This is a genomic window from Hanamia caeni, from assembly GCF_003721595.1.
In the GTDB taxonomy this organism is placed as follows: domain Bacteria; phylum Bacteroidota; class Bacteroidia; order Chitinophagales; family Chitinophagaceae; genus Ginsengibacter; species Ginsengibacter caeni.
In genome coordinates, this window is record NZ_RJJR01000001.1 from 600,407 (window position 1) to 625,593 (window position 25,187).

Below are 25,187 nucleotides of genomic sequence, written 5' to 3' on the forward strand. Positions count from 1 at the left end.
AATGACAAAAAATGAATTTCGATTAAAAATTGGTCTCTTTGGAATTGGCCTGGATGCTTACTGGGAGCAGTTTGAAGGTTTAAGGCAAAGATTGGAATCCTATCTGTTAATCGTAGCTGATAGAATTAAAGGGCACGATGTTGAAATAGTTAACCTTGGATTGATAGATACGGCAGAAAAAGCTATGGAGGCAGGGCATCGCTTCCGGCAGGCAGATGTGGATCTTATATTTCTTTATGTAACCACGTATGCATTGTCTTCGACTGTACTGCCTGTTGTTCAAAGGGCAAAAGTTCCTGTCATTATTTTAAATCTTTCGCCTGAGGCATCCATAAATTATGAGCAGTTCAATAAAATAAATGATCGTACAAAGATGACCGGGGAGTGGTTGGGTTATTGCTCTGCCTGCCCGGTGCCTGAGGTTGCAAATGTGTTTAAAAGGTGCGGTATAAAGTTTCACCAGGTAACCGGTATGCTTCATGATGATAAAGAATGCTGGAGCGAAATAGGGGAATGGATTGAAGCGGCTAAAGTGGCCAATACTATGGCCCATAATAATCTCGGCGCTATGGGGCATTATTACTCAGGTATGCTCGACATCTATACTGATCTAACGCTCCAACTGGCCACCTTCGGAGGACATATCGAAATTATTGAAGTAGATGAACTGTCCGCAATCCGTAAACAAATTTCTCAGGAGCAAATTGACAAAAGGGTTAAAGATTTTAATGAAATTTTTGCCATCAATAACGATTGCTCTTTAGAAGAATTGGAACGCGCGGCCAGGACCTCCGTAGCGCTTGATCAGTTGGTGCAGAAATACAATTTAGGATCAATGGCTTATTACTATAAAGGAACAGGCAATTTTGAAAATGAGGATACGATGAGTTCGGTTATTCTTGGAAATTCCTTACTTACAGCCAATGGAGTTCCTGTTGCGGGCGAGTACGAGATTAAGAATGCCCAGGCAATGAAAATAATGGACAGTTTTGGCGCTGGAGGATCTTTTACGGAATACTATGCAATGGATTATGCAGATGATGTAGTATTGATGGGGCACGATGGCCCCGGCCATATAAAGATAGCAGAAGGCAAAATTAAAGTCCGGGCGCTGAAAGTATATCATGGAAAAGTAGGAGAGGGTTTATCGGTTGAGATGGCGGTAAAGCATGGGCCGGTAACTCTTCTGTCGGTCGTAGAAACCGGGGAAAGTAAAATAATCTTACTGGTTGCAGAAGGTGAATCAATACCAGGCCCTATCCTGGAAATAGGAAACACAAATAGCCGATATAAATTTAGTATTGGCGCAAGAAAATTCGTGAATGATTGGAACAGTTATGGGCCGGCGCATCATTGCGCGGTAGGTGTTGGACATATTGCTTCTAAACTGGAAAAGTTGGCCGCATTGCTTGATATAGAAGTAGTGGAGGTTGGTTGAGAGGACAATTTGTATCAAGTAGAATATTTTTGATTTTTTAGTACGAAAGTTACCATCTGTATGTGAGAAGCTATTGCAGTTCCGTTTAAATCAACTTCATGCGAATCAATTTTCTGATCATATAAACTAAAAACAAAAAATTCTGCTGCCAGATTTTAATAGCAACCACAAATTTTATTTCTGACAACCTTTTCAAAACCTTTTTCTGGGAGGAGGTATGTCAAATTATTTTTTTACGTACCTTTTATCTGCCAAATATTCAAATATGCCAATTTACATGGACCGCCATGATGTTTCTGAAACTGTTACAGCAGAAAACGTAGCTGAATTGCACCAGGCTGATCTGAAAATACAAAAACAGTTTGGGTGCACAGGGTTAACGTATTGGTTTGATGAAAAACGGAAAACTGCTTTCTGCCTGATTGAGGCGCCCAACAAAATGGCTATTCAAAAAATGCACAACCATGCTCATGGGCAGGTTGCTAACAGCATAATTGAAGTGAGTACCGGAATAGTTGAATCATTTTTAGGTAGAATTCAAGATCCTGAAAAAACCAATGATACGGTTTTAAATATCATAAATGATCCAGCATTCAGAACCATAATGGTGATAAGACTAAAACAGCCGGCCTTGTTACCAAACAGTTCTTCCGGCCTAAAAGCATTCTTGCAGAACTTCAACGACAAGGTTGTTAAGCTGTTGAAAAATCATGAGGGCACTTCTGTGAAACAGGCTAAAAACTATTGGTTGGTTTCTTTTAAATTGGTTTCAAATGCTGTGAGCGCCGCCCGTAAAATTCAATTGTTGTTTAAGGATTTAAAAAAAGACATTAAGGACAGCATGCTTACTTTAAAAATTGGATTGAGTGCAGGAGCCCCGGTTACGGATAAGAAATCATTTTTTGAAGACCCAATTAAACTGGCTGAAAGAATGAGTGAATTTATTAAAGGAGAAATTATAGTGTCATTAGAGGTTAAAGAATTATACGACAGCGAAAACTCGGTTGCTTTGAGCGAGGAAGAAAATATAATTTCTCTTTCTCAATCCGATGAAAATTTTCTGACTCTTTTAATGGATTATACGGAATCTGTATGGAGGAATTCAAATTTGAGAGTGGATGATTTTAGTAAGCCGGTGATGTGCAGTAAATCCCAACTTTATCGAAAAATAATAAGCCTTATGGGTAAATCGCCCAATAGTTTTATAAGAGAATACCGTCTGAATGAGGCTCTGTTATTGTTAGACAAAAAGGCGGGGAATATTTCTGATGTTTCGTTTGAAACAGGATTCAGCAGCCCTTCTTACTTTTCCAAATGTTTTCAAAAAAGATTCGGCGTTATGCCTTCTGATTATTGCCCCGCCAACGTAGTTTAAAAAAAGCAGTGTTCAATTTTTAAATTATTTGAACCAAAATTACATTCATTTGAACTAAAAATTATAGCCTTCTCTTTTATCGGAGATTAGATTTGTACCATGCAAAACGCTGAAATTACCAGGTTCATTTACCGGTAATTTAATGAGCGGTTTTTCGCAATAACCCTATCTTTTATGAACTGTTTCTAAAATCAAACATTATGGCAAAAACTCTTTTTGAAAGGCTTGGAGGCACTGAAGGTATTTCATCAATAGTTGATGATGTTGTTGATGCACACATGAACAACGTCTCCATCAGTTCAAGATTTCTGCCTTATAAATAACAGCCTGAAAGATTAGCGGTTATCAAAAAACATACAATTGATTTTTTCAGTGCAGGAAGCGGTGGGCCAGTCACCTATAGTGGCCGGGATATGCCCACGACACATAAAGGAATGAATATTAGTTCGGCCGAGTACCTGTGTGCGATGGATGATATTATGAGCGTATTGGACAAACACAAAATTGACGAAGATTCTAAAAAGGATGTATTGTTTGTTCTCTGGTCATTAAAAGAAATGATCATTTACCGGTAAATAACATTTTTCAATTTTAAATTATACTGCCATGTCAACTCAAATAAAAGGTTTAGACGAATCTGCTGTTAAAAAATTATCCTCTCAGATAAGAGGAAAAATTATTCTTCCGAAAGACGCTGATTACGATGAGTCGCGTAAAGTGTATAATGGTATGATAGATAAGCGTCCGGCATTAATTGCAAAATGTGTTGACGCAGCCGATGTAATGTATGCGGTGAAATTTGGAAAGGAAAATAATCTGCTTGTTGCCGTAAGAGGTGGCGGGCATAATGGTGGCGGTCTTGGAATCTGTGACGACGGTATGGTGATTGACCTTTCCGGAATCAAATACGTAAAAGTAGATCCTGAAAATAAAACTGTAAGGATAGGAGGCGGAAATACATGGGGTGAAGTAGACCATGCTACGCACGCTTTTGGTCTTGCCGTACCCGCCGGAATTGTTTCCACAACGGGTGTGGGTGGATTAACACTGGGCGGGGGCATAGGTTACCTGGCGCGTAAATACGGGCTTACCATTGATAATTTGCTGGAGGCAGATATGATATTGGCAGATGGCAGCTTTGTTACCGTAAATTCAGAACATCATCCGGATCTTTTTTGGGCCATCCGTGGAGGTGGAGGAAATTTTGGCATTGTCACTTCTTTTTTATTCCGTGCGCATGAGGTGGATATGGTATATGGCGGGCCCACTTTATGGCCCATAGAAAAGACAGAAGAAATCATGTTGTGGTATCATAATTTTTTAGAAAAAGCGCCGGATGAATTGAATGGTTTTATCGCTACATTAATCATTCCGGGGCCACCATTTCCTGAAGCCTTGCACCACCGGAAATTCTGTGGAATTGTATGGTGTTATTCAGGGGATTTAAAAAATGCTGAGAAGATTTTTGCCCCTGTCAGGGATATGAATCCTGTATTTGAACACGTGGGGCCAATGCCTTATCCTGTTATTCAATCATTGTTCGACGGACTTTTTCCTGCCGGGTTACATTGGTACTGGAAAGCAGATTTTTTTAAAGAATTAGGACCTGATGTGGCCGCACAATATTTAAAATATGGCTCTGAAATTCCTACACCTCTTTCGCAGATGCATTTATATCCCATTAGCGGCGCCGTGAACAGGATAGATAGTTCTGAAACTCCATGGGCTCATCGCGACGCAAAGTATGCAGAGGTTATTATTGGAGTGGATCCTGATGCTGCCAACGATCAAAAAATTATTAAATGGTGCAAAGACCATTGGAATGCCGTCCATCCGTATTCTTCAGGTGGCGCTTATCTTAATTTTGAAATGAATGAAGACGGCGATGACAGGGTTAAAAAAAGCTATGGTAAAAATTATGAACGCCTGAGCGCTATTAAGAAGAAATATGATCCGGATAATTTCTTCAGGGTGAATCAAAATATTAAGCCTAAGGAATAACATTGCTGGGTAGTTAAAAAAAAAGGGAATAAAAATATTCTAATATGGAGTCCCCTGCCAAATTAAAAACAGAAATTTAAGTACAGCCTATTACAGACGCGGAGGTCTGCGCCAGCGTAGGAATTAGGCTCCATCCCATTGCGAAGCGACAAGCCCACTGACACTTATGCGGTCAGTTCTTTTTCCAGCTTCAGCGCTTTGGGAAATAAAATATTATTCTCCAAATGAAGGTGCTGGTGCAGCTTAAGCTCAAATTTCTTTAAAAGGCGCAGGCTATCCTGGAAGGTGCTATCCACTCCTTGCGAAGTATAGTCATGACTTAACTCAGCAATCTTTTGCAGCAAATGGCTTTGCTGGTGGTGCTCGTGTGTTAGCATATCTACAGGGCTTTCAACCGATTTGGTGGCGCGTGGAGTAACAAACTCTTTATCGTTCTTTTTAGCATCCGCCATTTTTCTTATGAAAGGAAATAGAATCAGTTCTTCTTTTTTCTGGTGCACCGCTATTATTCCGGCGGCTTCATCAAAAAGCTTTTTAATTTCCGGTATTACAGGATATTGCGCGCCATATACGCCGGTTGCCTTTTCCAGAACTGGCTTAATCTCCTTTATTTGTTGCTCTGCAGACAGGTGGTATGTTTTTATAATGTGTTCACAAAGTGCATCCAATGGCCACGAATTAAAATCCTCATCTTTCGGGGATGAAGAGCGCTTCTTTTTTTCAATTTCGCTGATGAGTGCTGTTAAATCTATAGCGTTTTCAGCGGCCACCCCTTCAAGGGTTCGTTTGCCTTTATTGTAGTAGTCGATCTTATGGCTTTCAAAAACAGAATAAGTGCTAAAATCCTCAGCCACAATTTGCCCGACGGGCTTTTTCGTTATATTTTCCATAAGGGTAAAATTACGCGACAACCGCTTATCCGGCCTTCCTGCCCGTTTACTCTTTTGGGAAAAATTTAAATACGCCCACATCAGCAGAGCAACAAATACCAGGGATTTGTATTTCGGGAAAAAGGGATTTCCTGTCGTAGTTGGCGCTTCAGCCACTGCTACAAAGTGTGCCAACAGTAGCGAAGTTGTGAAGTGACACCTATCCGAAAAAGATGTCACTTCTATCGTATGACTCTACAGCAGAGAATTTGAATTTTTAAAAAGGAGAAAATTAGTTTCGTTTTGCAGGTGGAAACAAGCGCGGGCATTTGTGAAGATTATTCTATTTTTAGGTTGTTTTTCCGGAAACAGAGAAGTTTTATAGCAAGAATTTACAGGCAGATCATTCCAGGACATTGAATTGCGAAGGTTATATCATTGATTTTTAAATGAATCATAAAACATTAATTCAATTATTATGAACCAAATAAAAAAAGAAGACATCAAACAGGAAGTGTTTGATCTGTATGATGATTACGCGCACAACCGCGTTAACAGGCGTGATTTTATGCAAAAGCTATCCTTATATGCTGTCGGCGGACTTACGGTTCCTTCTCTCATGAGTTTCCTGATGCCCGATTATAAGAACACTTTACAGGTAAAGAAAGATGATCCGCGCATCACTTCTGAATACATTTATTATGATTCTCCCAAAGGCGGTGGCAGAATCAAGGCTTTGCTGTCGAAACCTGTTGATTCGCAAAAGAAGCTCGGCGGCATTGTGGTGGTTCATGAAAACCGCGGGTTGAATCCGTATATCGAAGATGTGGCCAAAAGAGCTGCTATTGCGGGTTTTATAACTATTGCCCCGGATGCACTAACTCCGCTGGGAGGCTATCCGGGTGATGATGACAAAGGGCGTGAAATGCAAAGTAAACTGGACAGAAACAAAATGCTGGAAGATTTTATCTCTGCTTTTAACTATCTTAAAAACCATAAAGATTGCAATGGAAAAGTGGGCGTGGTAGGCTTTTGCTTTGGCGGATGGATTGCGAATATGATGGCTGTGGAGCTTCCTGATCTTGCAGCAGCCGTTCCGTTTTATGGCAGCCAGCCTGCGGCTGAAGACGTACCGAAAATACAAGCGCCACTACTTCTGCAATATGCAGGGCTTGACACACGGATTACTGAGGGGTGGCCAGTTTACGAAGCCGCCTTAAAAGCCAATCACAAACAATACACGGCTTATATTTATCCAAATGTGAATCATGGCTTTCATAATGATACCACACCGCGTTACGATAAAGACGCAGCGGAACTTGCATGGCATCGGACGATTGATTTTTTTAAAGATAAATTGCAGTAAGAAGAGAAAAAGCATTTACGAATCCATGGAATTTGTTGGTTTACTGTGGCTCTTTGGGGTAGTGCCCGGATAAGAAATTGCTCACCAATTCTTCTTTTTGCTTTCAACGTCATGTTTCGGCTTGTTTCTAAAATTTTATTCATCTTTTACTTATCTTCACTTTTTTTCTTTCAATTTACATTAATCAAGAATCTTTATGAAAAATAAGGCCCTGGCCATGGTGTTTTTTTTATCGGTTCCTTTCTTTTCGGTCGCACAAACTGATTCCGTTCCTACAGTAGACAGCCTTCTTCAGCTTTCACTCGAACAACTAATGGATATTAAAGTAGTCACCGCTTCCGGTTATGCGCAAACTACTGCTGAGGCGCCCTCGACGATTACCGTTATCACCGCCCAGCAAATTAATGATCGCGGCTACGAGCAACTGGATGATGCTTTGCGCGATGTGCCGGGAATTGACCTGATCCATATCAATGGTTATGCGCCTACGCTGATTTATTTCCGTGGAATGTATGGCGCTGAAAACCTGCGGGCTTTATTAATGATTGATGGAATAGTGGAAAATAATATTCTCGGAACCAATGATTTAGCCGGCCCGGCTTATAGCCTTCATAATGTAGAGCGGATTGAAATCATCTGGGGGCCGGCGTCTGCTTTGTATGGAGCCAACGCTTTCGGCGGCGTAATCAATATCATCACTAAAAAAGGCGGCGACATCAATGGTGTGGCGGCCGAAGCGGGATATGGAAGCTTTAATACCCGTTTTCAAAAACTAAGTATGGGCTTAAGAAAAGCAAATCTCGAATTTGCAGTTGCCGGAACACTTTACAATACTGATGGGCCAAAGTTCAGCGGAAGAGATCCGAACTATTCTAATTCTTATGTTGATAATGCAAAGTCACTGAACATGACGGTGAGTTATTATGCCAGGAATTCTAAAACAACTTTTGGATTCAGGTATTATGATACGCCAATGGGATACGGAACTTTTTTTAATAGTCCTACCGTTCCTCTCGGGCTTCCTACGCCTGAAAATCGTAACCGCGGACTGATTGGTATTATTTCCAGTGATTTCAACGGGGAAAAAGGCGGACGCGCAAGCTATTATTTAAAAACATGGTACCTGCAAAACGAATGGAAACCGACTGAAAAATTTAATCTTCAAACATCTGTTGTTTATCGAGAAACGGGCACCGATGACGATTCTTATGCTTACCTGAGTTTGAATGGGAAAGATTTTATCCGTGCTATTTTCACCAGTTATTCAAACAGGATTTCCGGCGAAGCCAGGGCTAATTATTCTCCTGGTGAAAATCAAAACTTTTCGGCCGGGGTGCAATATTATGGCGACAATGTAGAAAAGGGGCAGCGCAGGGAAACGATTGATCTTACTAAAAAATATATCATCAACGGAAGAGACACGGTTTATAATCTGAATGCAACTTTTCTGCCCCGGCTTTATGATACAAGGGATAATTTCGGCGCTTATCTTCAATATGTTTTGAAAACGAATATTTTAGGAAAAACAAATTTCACACTGGGCAGCCGGTATGACTATAATAGCTATTTCGGTGGCTCGTTTAACCCAAGAGCCGTTATAGTAAATCAGCCAGGTAAAAACCTGACCTTTAAACTGCAATTTGGAACAGCTTTCAGGGCGCCGAGCGAAAATGAGATCCACCAAACTCCGGATACTTTTGATTTGAAAACTGAAAAAATAAAAACCTACGAGTTCAACACTATTTATTCATTTTCAAAAAAGGTGCGCGCGCAAATCAATTTTTTCAGAAACGAATTGAGCGATGTGATCGTGATTAATGAACTTGCCGGATTAAATGCCAATAAAAATCCCGGAAGTCAAACCGCAAATGGAATTGAAGCAAGTCTCGATTTGATTTTGGGAAAAAACATCACTGGTTTTGCCAACTTTACCTTCCAGGACGCAAAAGGTGAAATTGCTACTACACATGCTTCTGGTCAAATTCCTGATGTTCCAAAATTTAAGGGGAATGCAGGTCTTACGTTCAACGTAGAAAATTTATTTACCATAAATCTGATTGAAAACTGGGTAGGAAAAAGACGGGTTCCGAGGACAGATCCTTACGGCCCCGTTGCAGGATATTTTATTACCAACTGTGTGTTAACCACAAAAGAATTATTTAATAAAGGAATCACCGCAAGTTTAAATATCCGGAATGTGTTTAATACAAAGTGGCTTGATCCCGGATTTCGTACTGCTGACGGATTTTTATTTTCAACCGTATTGGAACAACCCGGAATTAACGGATTGTTTAAAATTGGAATAAAGCTGTAAAATGCTTTTCATAAATGGTAATGCTTTTGAACGAATGCCTGAAACATTGCACCCATATCACTAAAGTATGAGTCTGAAACGAATTATTTTGCTGCTTTGTACCAGTTTTGTTTACGGAACTGTAATGGCACAGGCATCGGAAAAGGAAGCCAATCTGAAAGCTGCTTTTATTTATAACTTTACCAAATACATTGATTGGGGAAATTATAATGACAGAAGTGAGTTTGTGATTGACATTTTAGGTGATGCGGCCATCGCCAATTCTTTGGAACAAATAGCAAAAGAGAAAACAATAAATAACAAACCAATAGTGGTTCATGTGTTGGACAATCCTTCGGAAGTTACCGAATGTGATATTCTTTTTATTTCGGAGAACTGTCGTTTTACTTTAGATAAGATATTGCCAATGGTAGGCAAAGGCGTGCTGACTATTAGTGAGCAGCCTGGCTACGCCGAACAGGGAACCGCATTTAATTTCATTATCGTAAATAACAAACTAAAATTTGAAGCAAACTTAAAAGCTATTTCCTCAGCCGGTTTAAAAGCAGGCTCCCAACTGCTGAAACTGGCTAAGATTGTAGAATAAACGTTCCATTCAATATGTTCAACCTTCGGGATATATCTATTAAGAACAAATTGATACTCATGCAGGTTTTTACCAGCCTGCTGGTTCTTAGTATTGTATTTGGCGCTTTCATTTTTACGGATATCAACTCCTACAAACAGAGAAAAATGGAAAGCATGATGAGCCTGGCACAAGTTATTGGAACGAATAGTATCTCAACACTTCAATTTGACGACCCTGATGCAGCCACGCAAATGCTGCAGGATTTGCATAATGTATCGCCGGAAATTATTCATGCAACCATCTTTAACAATAAAGGTGAAATTTTTGCCCACTATTCCAAGCCTGGCCTTGATAGCTTTAGGATTAAAGATATTTTAGAGCAAAGAAAATTTCTTTTCAGCGGTCATGAGCTTTTTGTAAGCAGCGCGATAACGAACAATAACGAGGTAATCGGTAAAGTTTACCTGGATGTGGAATTATCAGAATTACAGCAAACAAAGGAATATAAACTGGAACTGGCTGCCATCTTATTAATTATTGCATTATTGTTCTCATTCCTTGTTGCAGTAGGTGTTCAAACTTATATTTCAAAACGGTTGCTGAAACTCGTAAGCACGATGAAAAAAGTAAGCAAGACCGGCGATTATCCGGAGCCACTGGCAGACGAGGGAAAAGATGAAATAGCGACATTAATACAGGTTTTTAATAAATTAATGCAGCAAATCAAAGAGAACGTACAAAAGAAAGATGAATTTATTGGTATTGCGAGCCACGAATTAAAAACTCCGCTGACTACTATAAAAGGCTATATTGAAATATTAAATATGATGGAAAATGAGCCTACAAAAAAGCAGTTTGTAGAAAAGGCGATGATGAATGTAAACAAACTGGAACTGCTGATCAGGGATTTACTGGATGTTTCTAAAATTCAAAGCGGGCAACTGCAACTGGAAATGAATGAATTTAATATGAAGGATCTTTTAAAAGAAACGGTCAATGCCGTTCAGATGGTTTCGACCCACCGGATCATCCTGGAGGATAAACTTCAAAATGAAATTATTTATGGTGACAGGCAGAGGATAGAGCAGGTTTTACTGAACCTGTTATCCAATGCGATTAAATATTCGCCAGGAGAAAATAAGGTAATCATTGATTCTGAAAAAACGGACAAAGAATTGCTGATAAAAATAAGGGACTTTGGTATTGGCATTGCAAAAGAAGAGCAAACGAATATTTTTGAACGGTTTTATCGCTCCAAACACTCGTCTGTTCATATCTCAGGGTTTGGATTGGGGCTATATATTTGCAGGGATATCATTACAAGGCATTATGGTAAGATTTGGGTAGAAACAACAGACCGCGGTTCCATTTTTATTTTTTCTTTACCATTAAAACATTCATTGGAAATACAGCAAACGGAGGCTTAGCTTGTTTTTGGTAGATATAACCTTAATACATTTTTATGAATAAAATTCTTGTAGTAGATGATGACCTTGATATCCTGTCGCTGGTGAAAATCATGTTAACGATGAATCAGTTTAACGTAGAAGCCATTTCAAGGTGGGAGGAGATCGATACTTGCATGCACCACTTTAAGCCAGACCTTGTTTTGCTGGATGTGTCTCTTGGGGATGCAGATGGACGAGATATTTGCAAACAGATGCGAAGGGCAGAGGAAACTGCGGATGTTCCAGTTATCCTTTTTTCCGCAAATGCAGAAATGGGGAAATTTATTAATGATTGCCGCGCACAGGCCTTTATTCCCAAACCTTTCGAACTCTCCCATCTCATCAATACGATTAAAACTTATTTGAATTAAAGGCTGGGGCATCAAAACCTTTGACAAATTTGGGAATACCTTCCACAATTGGGGAATCTGAAATGACTTTTCAAAAGTTCAGACAACTATTTTTTCGCAGGTTCAAATTAAACAGAAAATTTAAGTAACAACTTATCATGCGCCCGGAAGCCCGCGCCAGGGTTTTGCCGCTATGACTTATATCCTTTGTCCAAATGTGAGCAAATTATTGTCAGGGTCAAGCATAGAAAATTCCTTTTGTCCCCATGGTTTTAATTGTAAATCTCCCTCTGGATGTATGCTTAATTTTTTGTCTAACATCAACTGGTACAATTTATCAATGTTGTCGGTCCGGATATACACCTGTCCATAATTTTCTTTTGGATCAAGCTCCATGAATTCAAAGAAATGAATTTGTATACTATCCTTTTCAACCATCAGGTACCCGCTATAGTCTGCATTTCCAAACTCCTGGAAACCTAATTTATTGATGTAAAAATCCTTCGTAGCGGCTTTATCCCGCATTGGCAATTTTGGGTTAATGTTTGTCAGCATATTATTTATTTGGTTCAAATCTAAACTTGTTTTCTGAACTGTTGATTTTCGTTGCAGGTTAATGGATGATTTGTAAAATCGTGTTTAGGGTGATATAACTTTTGGAAAGTATAAGCATGAAGGCGCTGTATCAAGCGATCCGGAACATCAGCGATTGTGCAGCAAAGTTCCTTATGGATTTTTATATGTTTATAATCCCAATAATTTTTTATCGCGTGGGCGAAAACCTTATCCCAACTCTTTCAATTCAAAATTATATTATCAAATGGTGGGCAGGGATGGTGATTTTTTGGTAGGGAGCGACATCGGGACTTTTGATTATCGCCGGGAATTAAAAAATCTGAAAATGCCGGTATTAATTTACGGCGGAAGATATGATCGTGTGGCCGTGCCGGTTATGATGGAAAAATATAAAGAATATTGTCCGCAGGCAAAATTTGTGATGTTTGAAAAATCTGGCCATAATCCGCAGATAGAAGAACCGTCTAAACTATTTTCGTTTATTGAAAGTTTTCTGAATTAAGATTTGCAGTGAAAGTATAAATAACACGAATTCTTGTTCTGTAAGTTTAAGTCGTAAGTGCAACAATTTCTCAACGCTTTTTTTCTCAGGAAGGATCTTCTTCTTCCATCACTATATCTGCCTGGATTGCAAATTGATTATCACTTGCCATCAGCAATTCCAGTTCCCCGGTTGATTTTCTAATTTCATTTATATATACTTCCTGGTCGCGGATGGAAGATAGTCTTTTTAAAGCCTCTTCGTCATATTTAAAGAAAGTATTGGCCAGATGCCTGGCAGTATATTTTCTGTAGCCTAAAAGAGACATCGCATCCACGCCTACGCGCAAACTTGTGTCCAGTGTTTCCCGGTAAATGTGAAGCAGCCCTGCGTTCATTTGTTCATAGGCGTCGTAGCGATTTGTTGATCTTACCAGCATGTGAAGATGAGGAAAATGTTTTTTTACCGTTTCTACAACTTCAAGCCTTTTCTCCGCCGAACCTATCGCTATAATAATAATGCTGGCATCTTTTGCTCCCGCAAAATCCAGCAGCTCATGCCTGGAAGCATCTCCATAAAATACTTTAAATCCCATTTTTCTTAAAATATCCACCCTGTCTGAATTCATGTCCAGGTAAGTAGCTTCTATTTTATTGGATTTCAAAAATCTTCCAACGGTGCTTCCGAAATGGCCAAAGCCTGCAATAATTACTTTGTTTCTCTCATCAATTACATCAGCTTCTCTTTCAGGTTTTATGCCAATGCCAACCCGTGGTAAAATTATTTTTTCATTCAGCAACATTACTATGGGCGTTAAACCCATGCTGATGGCTACTACGGCAATCATAAGGCTTACGGTATCCGGCGGCAATATTCCCTGCTGCATTGAGAAAGACAATAAAACAAAAGCAAATTCACCCACCTGGCTAAGACTGAATGAAAAAATAAAATTCTGTTTGGCGCCCATTTTAAGAAATTTGCCTAACAGCAAAAGCACCGCGCTTTTGATGAAAATTAGAAGAAGCACCCAGGAGATTACGGCCCATTTCTGATCGGCCAGTAAATGAAAATTGATGGAAGCGCCTACCGCCATAAAAAAGATACCCAATAGCAAACCTTTAAAAGGCTCAATGTCGCTTTCCAGTTCATGTCGATACTCGCTGTTGGCCAATACCACGCCGGCAAGAAAGGCTCCTAAAGCGGGACTGAGACCGATCTGTGTCATGAGTTCTGCTATGGCAATTACTATCAGCAGCGCAAGGGCCGTAAATATTTCACGCATTTCGGTTTTGGCAACGATGCGAAGTAAAGGGCGAATCAAAAGCCTTCCAACCACAATTATGGCGGCAATAGAACCGAACACTATCAGGCCCTGAAGCCAACCAGGTTTTCCATCTACCCACGTTTCACTATGTTCAATTACTGCGGTACTGCCTGAAGCTATTTTACCAAAAAGAGGGAGAATGGCAAGGATAGGAATGACGGCAACATCCTGGAATAATAAAACGGAAAAAGCGCTTTGCCCCGCAGCGGTTTTCATCAATCCTTTTTCAGTCAGGATTTGTAAAACAATGGCAGTAGATGACATGGAAAGTATCATTCCCAAGACCAAAGAATGTTGCCAACCAAATCCGAAAGCCATTGCCAAAGCAGCGATGCAAGCCGTTGTAAGAATAAGCTGCATTACGCCTAACCCGAGAATGGATTTGCGGAGCTTCCATAACAGCTCAGGTTGGAGCTCGAGTCCAATTAAAAAAAGCATCAGCACTACGCCAAACTCTGCGAAATGAAGAATGCTTTCTCCTTCATTGCCCACAAAACCCAATATAAAAGGACCGATTACTACGCCAGCCAAAAGATATCCAAGCACGGAACCAAGCCCCAGTTTTTTTGCGACCGGTACGAAAATTACGGCTACTGTCAAAAATATGATGGCCTGTAAAAGGAATTGATGTTGGTCCATATTTTAAATGGGTTTGCCTGTTGAAACAAGCTTGTTTAATAATGGGACAGATAGAAATTTAGGATCATTCAGGTCATTGTCGCGCAACAGCATCAAAAGCTCTTTATATTGCCGGCCAAATTCCTGTATCCTTGCGTGGCCCAGCTTTTCTGTTTCCGGAACCCAGAAAGGAGACAAATAAATCATCCGGCAAATTTCTGCTGTTCTTTCAAAAGGTAATAAAAAATCCCTGATGGTTGAATTATGAAAACACCTTTTTTGGAAAGCTTCCAGCTCCCCGCCCGAACTGATTGCATTGAAAATGATTTTCCCCTCAAGGGCATAAGTGTCTTTTCCATAAGCCCAGCCGTGCTCAAATACAAGGTCCTGCCATTGTTTTAATAACGCAGGGCCGCTGTACCAAAAAAGCGGATGTTGCCAAATAATTACCTGGTGTGCTGAAAGGAGTTTTTTTTCTCTTTCCACATCAATTTCAAAGTCGGGGTAATTTTCATACAAATCATTTACAGTTACATCGTCCAGTTGCTTTATATGCTCAAGCAATGACCGGTGCATGGTTGATCGTTCAAACGCGGGGTGGGCAAAAAGTACAAGGATCTTGTTCATTTACTTAGTGATAGGGGTGTTATCAATTTTTATCTACTAAAGAAGATATAGCCGCATATTCTCCACTGTTTTTTTTCTGAGTGAAAACTGATGAAATTACAATAATGTTTTGATTTCGGAACCAGGATAGGCTGTAGATAGAGTTGGAAATAGCCACGAATTATACTGTTGTTAGTAAACGAATAAATAAGAAGGATTTTTATTTCTTGTTGTGCGGATGTACGCCAGGGTAGAGGTGGAAAAGAGATTTATTTTTAAGGAAGATAAGGGCTTCGTATAATATTTTGTTGGCCACCATTTTCGAGTAATGTTCACAGTTAGAACCGCAACAGAAAAATCATAACTTCGGACAAATATTATTTGAACAATGTTAGTAGAGCGTACAAGTAAGAAAATAATTATTTGGCTACCGGTAAGCAGCAATAATATTACGACATTCAAACAATGAAATTCCTGGTGAATTAGAAACAAATATTTTGCTTCAGAACAACTATCCGGTTGACGACTTTTTGGGACTATCGCCGACAGAAATTCATAATTTACTTTATCCCACTTATGGGAACAAATTCGCCTGTTCAATTTCGTAACGATGCCAAACATAAATTTTACACCTTTCCCAAATTTGACGACTGAAAGACTAACCCTTAGACAATTATCAATTAATGACCAGCAGGCTATTTTTGCTTTGCGTTCTGACCCGGAGATAAACAAGTATCTTGGCAGACAGCCAAGTAAGACGATTGAAGACGTAATAAACTTTATCAATAAGATTAGAGATAACATTAAAAATAACAACTCAATTTACTGGGTAATTACCTTAACAAAGACAGCAACGTTTGTTGGGACCATTTGCCTGTTTAACTTTTCAAATGAAAATGAAAACAGTTGCGAAATTGGTTATGAACTTATGACAAAGTTTCAAGGGCAGGGGATAATGACGGAAGCGATTGAGTTAGTCATTGATTACGTTTTTCAGACATTGCAATTTCAAAATATAGTGGCGTTTACGCATCGCAATAATCGAAAGTCAACTAAACTACTGACGAAATTTAATTTTATAAAGTCGGAAGAACGCGATAAAGAAAATCCTGACTTAGATGTTTTCATGTTGACATAGTAAAATTGACAAAAGAAAGCAAATATCAGCACCCAAATAAAATTTTTAAAATTGAAACAAACCGGCAGCATTTACCCAAAATTGTATCTTATAAGGCTTTTCAAATCAATCTATGATAAAACGCCTCATCAATACCTGAGACAAGTGCGAATTGAAAACGCTTAACATTTCTGAGCCTTCATTATCCGGTTTCATACACTTGCTTTGTGGTTGGGTTTGACAGTATAACTTCTTTTGCAGAGCAGACGAATAAATATCATCTTTTTATATTTATCAGCGCATCGCTGACGCAGCTCTTCTTAGTTGTACAAGTTGTAAATTATTTTGTTTTTAAAATGTTTATCGTAATATTGCAATATTAAATTGAAACTATGGGTGCAACCAAGACGGAACATTTTACCAGCAAACAAAACGCCATTGCGACAATGGCCAAAGCATTAGGGCATCCGGCACGCATTGCAATCTTTGAATATCTCATCAAAGTTGGCACTTGTATTTGTGGCGATATCGTAAACGAGCTCCCACTTGCACAGCCAACAATTTCGCAACACCTGAAAGAACTTAAAAGCGCCGGGCTGATTAAAGGCAACGTTGAAGGCAACAGCGTTTGTTATTGCATTGATGAAAAGGCAATAGCTAAACTTAAAAATTACTTTGACAATGTATCAATAAAACTGGAAAAGAAAAACAATTGTTGTTAATAAAAAAAAAGAATAAATGCAAAATTCAGAACAGCTAAAAGAAATCGTAAAGCGGAAATACAGCGAAATCGCTTTACAGGACAAAGAAACCAATCAGTCTGCCTGCTGCGGCTCAGGTTGTTGCTCAACCGAAGTGTATAATATCATGACTGATGACTATAGCAACATGGAAGGCTACAATCCGGACGCTGACCTGGGATTAGGCTGCGGCTTACCAACGCAATTTGCACAAATAAAAAAGGGCGACACAGTAATTGATTTAGGTAGTGGCGCCGGCAACGACTGTTTTGTTGCACGAAATGAAACAGGCGAAGACGGGAGGGTAATAGGTATTGACTTTACGCCTGCAATGATTGAAAGAGCAAGGGCTAACGCACAAAAATTAGGTTTCGCAAATGTTGAATTCAGGCAAGGCGATATTGAAAACATTCCTGTTTCTTCAAACGTTGCTGATGTAATTGTAAGCAACTGCGTTCTAAATCTTGTGCCTGACAAAGACAAAGTATTCAAAGAAATTTTTCGCGTTTTAAAAGTTGGCGGGCACTTTAGTATTTCAGATGTTGTGTTAATCGGTGAGCTTCCTGAAGGTTTGCGCAAAGACGCTGAAATGTATGCTGGTTGCGTGTCAGGCGCAATACAAAAAAAAACCTACCTGGAATTAATCGAAATAAATGGTTTCAGCAACGTCACCATTCAAAAAGAAAAACCAATTAATATTCCCGGTGATATTTTGAAAAACTATTTGAGCGAAAAAGAACTCAACGATTTTAAAACCGGAACCACAGGCATTTTTAGCATTACGGTGTATGCAGACAAATCAAAGTCCTGCTGCGGTGCGGATTGTTGCAATTAAAAAATATTGCAAAGCAATTCTCATGATGATTTCCTTAATTGCTTAGCGCTCGCCATTGGCTTTGACGCCAGGTTGTGCATCATCAACATTTGATATTGGTATAAGTTATGAAGAAAAAAATTTTAGTGCTTTGCACAGGCAACAGTTGCCGAAGCCAGATTGCAGAAGGGTACCTGCGATTGTTTGCAGGCGACAAGGCAGAAGTTTACAGTGCGGGTATTGAAACACAGGGCGTAAACCCAAGAGCGGTTGAAACAATGAAAGAAGACGGAGTTGATATTTCAAACAACACTTCAAACAACATTGACGAATACCGCGACATTGATTTTGATTTTGTAATCACCGTTTGCGACAATGCCAGAGAACGTTGCCCGTTCTTTCCGACAAAAGCAAAAATGTTTCATCAGAATTTTTATGACCCTGCAAAGGCAACAGGAACAGAAGAAGAAATTAAAGAACAGTTTCGTAAAGTGCGGCGACAAATAAAAAACTACTGTAAAAAATTTGTTGCCGACAATTTATAATCCACAACTACTTAGATGAAGGATATGCTGCAAATAATTGGTATGGCAGCAGGTTGCCGGATGGAAGCATATGACATTTGTGGGTTAGCAAGCCAACTTTTATCTTTGAGAATTGGACTTCATTTTACAATTAATTGCTGGCAACTGACGTAAGATTAAAGCGTTTATTAACGCTCAAACAGCAGAATAAATATCCAGGCTATTTCCGACTTAAAAAGAAGGTTTATGCTACGTGGGCTTTTCGCCCTGGTTCTCTGAAAAATTATATGAAGTTTGGAAGAAACAACCAGCGTTATTACAAGGTCGTGTAATCATAATTCAGAAATAATTTTAGAAAAAAGGCAGTGAAATTTTTTCGCTGCTTTTTTTTTGAATAGCTTTAGAACCGCTATTATGAACAGGTATTAAAAAATCCAGGATAATAAGTAAAATTTAAACATAAAATAATGACAACAAGACGCTCCTTTCTAAAAACCACTTCGGTTCTTTCAGCAGGATTAATGATCGCTCCTTCTTCATTTAAGGCAAAAAGTCCATTGATCGGTTTGCAATTATATACCGTTCGCGATGCGATGGGTAAAGACCCCAAAGCGACGCTGGCAAAGGTCGCGGCGATCGGCTATAATTCTCTTGAAGGCGCTACCTACACGGGAACTGAAAAGTTTTATGGCATGTCGCCGAAAGAATTTAAAGATGTTTTAAAACAAAATGGCCAGGTAATGTATAGCAGTCATTACATGCTGGGTGAAGCAAAATTTAACGGGAATTCAATGCAAGGAACCATTCTCAACGATTGGGACAAGGCCGTGGATGATGCGGCTGAAGTAGGATTGAAATATATGGTGTGCGCCTATTTGATGGATTCAGAACGAGGCGATTTGGATCATTATAAGAAGGTGGCTGACTATCTTAATACCGCAGGGGAAAGATGTAAAAAATCCGGCATTCAATTGTGTTACCACAATCATAATTTTGAATTTGAAAAGCAGGATGGCAAATATCCTTATGATGTTTTATTGTCAACAGATCCTGATCTCGTAAAAATGGAAATGGATATTTATTGGGTCACCAAAGCCGGCCAGGATCCCATTGCGCTTTTCAAAAAACATCCGGGAAGATTCCCTCTATGGCACGTAAAAGATATGGATAAAACTCCTGCAAAAGATTTTACAGAAGTGGGAAATGGCGTAATCAATTTTAAAGAAATTTTCAAGCATAAAAACGAAGCAGGTATGAAATATTTTTATGTAGAACAGGATAAAACTCCCGGCGATCCATTTGTGAGCATCAAAGAAAGCATTGATTACATAAAGAAGAATTTGATATAGAGAACAGGGTATGAATAAACCACTTTATCAGTTTTTTGCGAATGACCATCGTCGTATTGACGAACTTTTAGATAACGCTACGGCAGATATGAAGTCTGTGAAAGAAGAGTACTATCACCGGTTTAGAACAGGCCTTTTGAAGCACATTAAAATGGAAGAAAAAATTCTTTTTCCTGCTGCGCAAAAGGCAAATGGCAATGTTGCGTTGCCTTTGGCAGCGAAGCTCCGGCTGGATCATGGCGCTTTAACCGCACTGATGGTGGTGCCGCCAACGCCGGATGTAATTAAGGTTTTGTATTATGTATTGGAAAAGCATGATTTATTGGAAGAGGAAGCCGGTGGGATGTACGATGTTTGCGAAAAACTAACGGAAGGCGAAACAGCCGGACTTTTGCAGCAATTGGAAGAGGCGACCGAAGTGCCTGTTCATCCATACAATACAGCAGGGTATGCAGTGGATGTTGCCAAGCGAACTCTTTTGCGCGCTGGTTTTGATTTTGATTCCATTGTTGCAAGCTCTGTTTAAATCAGGAACGCTCATTAATTTAACTTGGAGAGACTGTTAAAACCCGCGATGGATAAGTCTTTCTACATTTTACTAACAAAACAATTTTTAATTTATCAATTATGAATAAAATTTTCAGATTAACCGCAATTATTTTTTCTTTTATGTTTCTTTCCAATAATTCTTATAGTAAAGCAATAAATAAGATGATTTTTCAATTTAGAATTTATCATTTAAAAGATGAAAAACAGGTAAGCATTACCGATAGTTTTCTCCAACACGCCTTTATTCCTGCCTTACACCGGTTCGGAATAAAAAATATTGGCGTTTTTAAGCCGCTGGACAATGATACCGCCGTGGACAAAAAGATTTATGTTTTAATCCCTTTTGCTTCGGTGGACCAGTGGATGAAAATCGATGAGCGCTTGCATTCAGATCTTTTTTTTAAGAAAGATGGAGAAAGTTTTTTGCATGCAGATGCGGCTGCACCTCCTTTTCAAAGGATGGAATCAATTTTGATGAATGCGTTTGATGGCCAGCCGGCAATGGATCTGCCGAAGCATAAGGACGCTGACAGAGTATTTGAGCTGAGAAGCTATGAAAGCCCGACTGTTCATTTGGCCGACACCAAAAGAGCCATGTTTAATAATGATGAAATGGAAATATTTATGCGTCTTGGTTTTAATCCGGTTTTTTATGGCGAAGTAATTTCCGGAGGTCGCATGCCCAACCTGATGTATATGCCCATATTTAAGAGTGTAGACGACAGGAATGCGCAATGGAAAGTTTTTGGAAGTGATCCGAAGTGGAAGGAAATATCGGCTGATCCCAAATACGAAAATAAGGTTTCTGTTTCTCACATTGACAGTATTCTTATGCATTCCACAGATTATTCTGATTATTAAAAAATAAAGTAGCATTCATGCGGTTCAAAACTTCCAGTGTCATAAAACTTTCAATTATCAGTAGTTGTATGATGTTATCAGTAAATAGCTTTTCTCAGAAAACGGGAATCTTTGAAGGGCAAACTGATGTGGGCAAAGTGCTTCATTCCGGTAATGCCATTTATAATTCAGCTAATGATGAATACGCTATTACCGGATCCGGAGCCAATATCTGGTTTACCAATGACGAATTTCATTTTGTATGGAAAAAAATGAGAGGCGATTTTATTTTACGTGCCCGCGGAAAATTCCAGGGAAAAAGTGGAGAAGCGCATCGGAAGTTTGGCTGGATGGTTAGGCAAGGGCTTGACACCAGTTCGGCAATGGTAGCGGCTACGATTCACGGTGATGGGCTAACTTCGCTTCAATATAGGAAAGCAGCACATACAAATGTAGAAGAAAACAAGTTTGATATTAGCGGCCCTGATGTAGTTCAACTGGAACGAAAGGGAAACCAATTTATCATGTCCGTTGCTCACTTTGGAGACACCTTTGTATCCAAAGAACTTTCTGATGTCAATTTTGATGGCGATGTGTATGTGGGTTTGTTTGTGTGTGCCCATAATAAAAATGCTGTTGAAAAAGCTGATTTTGAAAATGTAAGGATTGTAATTCCGGCAGGAAAAGATTTGGTTCCCTATAAGAAATATTTAGGCAGCCATATTGAAACGATGGATGTAATTACAGGCAAAAGAAAAATTGTTTATTCAGAAAATGCTTCCTTGCAGGCGCCTAACTGGACAACGGATGGTAAAAGCCTTCTTTATAATTCAAACGGATCACTTTATCTTTTTGATCTTAAGTCGCGCCGGCCAGCCTTGTTTCCAACCGGAAAAGTAAAAGATATCAACAATGATCATGTTATTTCTTTTGATGGAAAAATGCTTGGCATCAGTGCGCGCAGCCCGGATGGAAAAATAGGTTCAACCGTGTATACGGTGCCTATGACTGGTGGGGAACCAAAGTTGATTACCCCGCTTTTGGGATTCTCCTATTTGCACGGATGGTCGCCTGACGGCAAGTGGCTAACGTACACGGCTAAACGAAATAGCGATCCAACGCCTGCAGGATTTGATATTTATAAAATTCCTTCTAAAGGAGGTAAAGAAATCCAGCTCACGAATGTAAAGGGACTTGATGACGGGCCTGAATACAGCCCGGATGGGAAATATATTTATTTTAATTCGGTAAGAAGCGGACTAATGCAATTGTGGCGCATGAAGCCGGATGGAAGCGATCAGGAACAGTTGACAAATGATGATTATAATAATTGGTTCGCACATATTTCGCCTGATGGTAAATGGATTGTTTGTATCACTTTTTTAAAAGATGAGGTAAAGCCAGACGATCATCCATTTTATAAACATGTGTACTTAAGAATGATGCCGGCATCGGGCGGCCCATTAAAAGTAATTGCGTATTTGTATGGCGGCCAGGGAACCATCAATACGCCGTCGTGGTCGCCAGACAGTAAAAAGATTGCATTTGTCAGCAATACGGATATGTCGGAATAAATGGGTTAATGTGCTAATTTGCTGATGTGCTAATATGCTAATATGCTAATAGAACACTGAAAGATCTAAAATGATTTTCCGGTATAATTAAAAGGAGTAATTGCCTTTAATTCTTTCTTAAGTGCAGCAGAGATTTTCAGCGTATCAATAAAATCATGTATCGCTTTTTTATCGATAGAATTTTTTCCTCTTGTCAGTTCTTTCAATGCTTCATAAGGTTTCGGATAGTTTTCTCTTCTTAAAATTGTTTGGATTGCTTCGGCAACTACTGCCCAATTATTATCAAGATCGGCATGCAATTTTTCTTCATTTAAAATTAATTTGCTGATTCCTTTTTGAAGAGAAAGAATTGAGAGAAAAGTATGAGCAATTGGAACTCCGATATTTCTGATAACGGTAGAATCTGTAAGATCTCTTTGTAACCGGGAAACAGGTAATTTAGCTGAAAGATGCTCCAGCAAAGCGTTTGCGATGCCAAGATTGCCTTCTGCATTTTCAAAATCAATCGGGTTTACTTTATGGGGCATAGCACTACTTCCAATTTCACCGGCTTTGGTTTTTTGTTTAAAATAATCCATGCTGATGTAAGTCCACACATCGCGACATAGATCAATTAATATGGTATTGATTCTTTTTATCGCATCAAAATGTGCAGCCAGTAAATCATAATGTTCAATTTGTGTAGTGTATTGTTGTCTTTGCAATCCCAAGTTTTGTTCCAGAAACTGATTGGCAAAATTAATCCAGTTTGTTTTCGGAAAGGCCACATGATGCGCGTTGAAATTTCCTGTTGCGCCGCCGAATTTTCCGGTGAATGGAATGTAGCTAAACTGCTGAACCTGGTTTTCAATTCTTTCTACAAAAACCATTATTTCTTTTCCGAGTATCGTGGGAGAAGCAGGCTGGCCGTGCGTTTTGGCCAGCATGGGCACATCTTTCCAATCATTAGCCAAATCCTGAAGTGTATGTTGAAGATTAATAACCGCCGGCAAATATTCATGTTCAATCGCGTCTTTCCACATCATGGGAACAGCGGTATTGTTTATATCTTGCGACGTTAATCCAAAATGAATCCATTCCAGCAAATCTTCACCACCAAAGGATTGTAGCTTTTCTTTCAGAAAATATTCAACTGCTTTTACATCATGATTCGTAATTTTTTCAGTTGCTTTTATTTTCTCTGCATCAGCAATTGAGAAGTTTTTTTCAACCTCCAGTAATTGTTTTTTTACTTTCGGAGATACTTTAAAGAATCTTTTTTGAGAAAGAAAAAGAAAATATTCCACTTCCACCTTTACGCGATATTTTATCAAAGCAAATTCTGAAAAATATTCATCAAGATGTTGAAGCTGATTGCGATAACGTCCGTCAATCGGGGAAATGGCAGTGAGAGGTTGAAGTTGCATAGAAGGAGGCTTAAGGCTTATAGCTAAAGGCTTAAGGCTAAAGGCATGGATAAAAGAAAATACTGAATTATTTGTTTGTTTGCTGCAAATAAAAGGACATCTCTCTTTTGTTTTATGCTTTTAGCCCTGGCATTTCTGCTTTCAGCTTTTGAATTAAATTTGCGGCAAAATTAAAGTAAACAGTGCAGAAAAAAGTAAGGGTTGGAGCGGTAAGTTATTTGAATACGAAACCTCTGGTATATGGATTTGAAAACGGGTTGATGAAAAATGAAGTCGATTTGTTGATAGGTTATCCTTCGAAGATCGCGGCGATGTTGTTAAACGACGAAATAGATGTAGGTTTAGTGCCGGTAGCAGTAATTCCGGAAATGAAAGAATATCATACTATCTCTGATTATTGCATTGGGAGTGATGGTGCAGTGGCGAGCGTATGCCTTTTCAGTGAAGTTTCTTTGTATGATATCAAAACAATTTTGTTGGACTATCAAAGCCGCACTTCAGTAGCGTTGTTGAAACTTCTAATAAAAGAGTATTGGAAAATCAATGTGGCTTTCCAAAATACTGAAAATGGATATCAATCAGAAATATCAGGAACAACTGCTGGTCTTATAATTGGAGACCGCGCCTTAATACAAAGAGCGAAATCACCTTTTATTTTTGATCTTGGTGAGGAATGGAAAAATTTTACTGATTTACCATTTGTGTTTGCGGCGTGGGTAAGCAATAAAAAACTGGATGCAGATTTCATAAAAGAATTTAACGAAGCAAATAAATTGGGGTTAAGCAATTTAGAAAAAGTAGTTGAGAAAAATCCGTTCAAACCGTTCGATCTGCATACGTATTACACGGAGTGCATTAACTTTGAACTGGACGAAAATAAAAAGAAAGGATTGGAATTGTTTTTGAAAAAGATTGCGAAATAGAAAAAACAAATTTTAAA

General features: G+C 39.1%; 24 protein-coding genes and 1 pseudogene. 20 read left to right on the forward strand and 5 right to left on the reverse strand.

Translation table 11 applies throughout. The features are described from left to right. Position 1: 1 nt before the first annotated feature. The 5 genes and pseudogenes from EFY79_RS02690 to EFY79_RS02705 all read left to right on the forward strand — a co-directional run bounded on the left by EFY79_RS02690 (position 2) and on the right by EFY79_RS02705 (position 4,814). Positions 2–1,438, forward strand: coding sequence for an L-arabinose isomerase family protein (locus EFY79_RS02690; protein ID WP_123119114.1), 1,437 nt, complete (start codon positions 2–4; stop codon positions 1,436–1,438). A 265-nt stretch (positions 1,439–1,703) separates the two neighbouring features. Beyond that, positions 1,704–2,813, forward strand: coding sequence for a nickel-binding protein (locus tag EFY79_RS02695; RefSeq protein ID WP_123119236.1), 1,110 nt, complete (start codon positions 1,704–1,706; stop codon positions 2,811–2,813). 200 nt (positions 2,814–3,013) lie between these two features. Further along, the gene (locus EFY79_RS21855) at positions 3,014–3,136 is read left to right on the forward strand and encodes a globin family protein (protein WP_262683456.1); all 123 of its coding nucleotides are present in this window, start codon (positions 3,014–3,016) and stop codon (positions 3,134–3,136) included. An 18-nt stretch (positions 3,137–3,154) separates the two neighbouring features. Further along, positions 3,155–3,388: pseudogene (locus EFY79_RS21535) on the forward strand (group I truncated hemoglobin); the annotation flags it as partial. A gap of 31 nt (positions 3,389–3,419) precedes the next feature. Next, positions 3,420–4,814: an FAD-binding oxidoreductase gene (locus tag EFY79_RS02705; RefSeq protein ID WP_123119115.1), complete on the forward strand. Its 1,395-nt coding sequence runs from the start codon at positions 3,420–3,422 to the stop codon at positions 4,812–4,814. 164 nt (positions 4,815–4,978) lie between these two features. On the opposite strand, the gene EFY79_RS02710 is transcribed toward EFY79_RS02705, so the two are convergent. Further along, positions 4,979–5,878, reverse strand: a complete 900-nt coding sequence (locus tag EFY79_RS02710; RefSeq protein WP_123119116.1) for a DUF542 domain-containing protein — start codon at positions 5,876–5,878, stop codon at positions 4,979–4,981. Between the two features lie 283 nt (positions 5,879–6,161). On the opposite strand from EFY79_RS02710, the gene EFY79_RS02715 reads away from it, so the two are divergent. The 5 genes from EFY79_RS02715 to EFY79_RS02735 all read left to right on the forward strand — a co-directional run bounded on the left by EFY79_RS02715 (position 6,162) and on the right by EFY79_RS02735 (position 11,750). Continuing rightward, positions 6,162–7,049 carry a dienelactone hydrolase family protein gene (locus EFY79_RS02715; RefSeq protein WP_123119117.1) on the forward strand — a complete coding sequence of 296 codons (888 nt, stop codon included), beginning with the start codon at positions 6,162–6,164 and terminating at the stop codon, positions 7,047–7,049. A gap of 196 nt (positions 7,050–7,245) precedes the next feature. Then, positions 7,246–9,363, forward strand: coding sequence for a TonB-dependent receptor plug domain-containing protein (locus EFY79_RS02720; protein WP_123119118.1), 2,118 nt, complete (start codon positions 7,246–7,248; stop codon positions 9,361–9,363). A gap of 67 nt (positions 9,364–9,430) precedes the next feature. Next, on the forward strand, positions 9,431–9,949 hold the full coding sequence (locus tag EFY79_RS02725) for a YfiR family protein (protein WP_123119119.1): 519 nt from the start codon (positions 9,431–9,433) through the stop codon (positions 9,947–9,949). Positions 9,950–10,008: 59 nt separating this feature from the next. Further along, complete coding sequence (locus tag EFY79_RS02730; protein ID WP_158605129.1) at positions 10,009–11,358, forward strand: ATP-binding protein; 1,350 nt, start codon at positions 10,009–10,011, stop codon at positions 11,356–11,358. Between the two features lie 35 nt (positions 11,359–11,393). Next, a complete protein-coding gene (locus EFY79_RS02735) occupies positions 11,394–11,750 on the forward strand; it encodes a response regulator (RefSeq protein ID WP_123119121.1) in 357 nt (118 codons plus the stop codon). A 177-nt stretch (positions 11,751–11,927) separates the two neighbouring features. Here the strand turns inward: EFY79_RS02735 and EFY79_RS02740 are convergent, their stop codons facing one another. After that, a complete protein-coding gene (locus EFY79_RS02740; protein WP_123119122.1) occupies positions 11,928–12,284 on the reverse strand; it encodes a bleomycin resistance protein in 357 nt (118 codons plus the stop codon). Between the two features lie 154 nt (positions 12,285–12,438). Here EFY79_RS02740 and EFY79_RS02745 point away from each other — a divergent pair, with 154 nt between their 5' ends. Next, a complete protein-coding gene (locus tag EFY79_RS02745; RefSeq protein ID WP_158605130.1) occupies positions 12,439–12,807 on the forward strand; it encodes an alpha/beta fold hydrolase in 369 nt (122 codons plus the stop codon). Positions 12,808–12,892: 85 nt separating this feature from the next. Here the strand turns inward: EFY79_RS02745 and EFY79_RS02750 are convergent, their stop codons facing one another. Next, positions 12,893–14,749 carry a monovalent cation:proton antiporter-2 (CPA2) family protein gene (locus EFY79_RS02750; protein ID WP_123119124.1) on the reverse strand — a complete coding sequence of 619 codons (1,857 nt, stop codon included), beginning with the start codon at positions 14,747–14,749 and terminating at the stop codon, positions 12,893–12,895. 3 nt (positions 14,750–14,752) lie between these two features. Beyond that, positions 14,753–15,355, reverse strand: coding sequence for an NAD(P)H-dependent oxidoreductase (locus EFY79_RS02755; RefSeq protein ID WP_123119125.1), 603 nt, complete (start codon positions 15,353–15,355; stop codon positions 14,753–14,755). Between the two features lie 589 nt (positions 15,356–15,944). On the opposite strand from EFY79_RS02755, the gene EFY79_RS02760 reads away from it, so the two are divergent. The 8 genes from EFY79_RS02760 to EFY79_RS02795 all read left to right on the forward strand — a co-directional run bounded on the left by EFY79_RS02760 (position 15,945) and on the right by EFY79_RS02795 (position 22,841). Then, entirely contained in the window at positions 15,945–16,472 is a 528-nt protein-coding gene (locus EFY79_RS02760; RefSeq protein WP_123119126.1) for a GNAT family N-acetyltransferase, read from the forward strand. A gap of 371 nt (positions 16,473–16,843) precedes the next feature. After that, positions 16,844–17,173: an ArsR/SmtB family transcription factor gene (locus tag EFY79_RS02765; RefSeq protein WP_123119127.1), complete on the forward strand. Its 330-nt coding sequence runs from the start codon at positions 16,844–16,846 to the stop codon at positions 17,171–17,173. 16 nt (positions 17,174–17,189) lie between these two features. Continuing rightward, entirely contained in the window at positions 17,190–18,026 is an 837-nt protein-coding gene (locus EFY79_RS02770) for an arsenite methyltransferase (RefSeq protein WP_123119128.1), read from the forward strand. Between the two features lie 107 nt (positions 18,027–18,133). Further along, positions 18,134–18,550 carry an arsenate reductase ArsC gene (locus EFY79_RS02775; protein ID WP_123119129.1) on the forward strand — a complete coding sequence of 139 codons (417 nt, stop codon included), beginning with the start codon at positions 18,134–18,136 and terminating at the stop codon, positions 18,548–18,550. 446 nt (positions 18,551–18,996) lie between these two features. Next, complete coding sequence (locus EFY79_RS02780; RefSeq protein WP_123119130.1) at positions 18,997–19,878, forward strand: sugar phosphate isomerase/epimerase family protein; 882 nt, start codon at positions 18,997–18,999, stop codon at positions 19,876–19,878. 10 nt (positions 19,879–19,888) lie between these two features. Next, on the forward strand, positions 19,889–20,404 hold the full coding sequence (locus tag EFY79_RS02785) for a hemerythrin domain-containing protein (protein ID WP_123119131.1): 516 nt from the start codon (positions 19,889–19,891) through the stop codon (positions 20,402–20,404). Between the two features lie 101 nt (positions 20,405–20,505). Next, complete coding sequence (locus EFY79_RS02790) at positions 20,506–21,288, forward strand: NIPSNAP family protein (RefSeq protein WP_123119132.1); 783 nt, start codon at positions 20,506–20,508, stop codon at positions 21,286–21,288. Between the two features lie 17 nt (positions 21,289–21,305). Beyond that, a complete protein-coding gene (locus EFY79_RS02795) occupies positions 21,306–22,841 on the forward strand; it encodes a TolB family protein (RefSeq protein WP_123119133.1) in 1,536 nt (511 codons plus the stop codon). 65 nt (positions 22,842–22,906) lie between these two features. On the opposite strand, the gene purB is transcribed toward EFY79_RS02795, so the two are convergent. After that, entirely contained in the window at positions 22,907–24,247 is a 1,341-nt protein-coding gene (gene purB, locus EFY79_RS02800) for an adenylosuccinate lyase (RefSeq protein WP_123119134.1), read from the reverse strand. 182 nt (positions 24,248–24,429) lie between these two features. On the opposite strand from purB, the gene EFY79_RS02805 reads away from it, so the two are divergent. Beyond that, complete coding sequence (locus tag EFY79_RS02805; protein ID WP_123119135.1) at positions 24,430–25,170, forward strand: menaquinone biosynthetic enzyme MqnA/MqnD family protein; 741 nt, start codon at positions 24,430–24,432, stop codon at positions 25,168–25,170. Positions 25,171–25,187 lie beyond the last annotated feature (17 nt).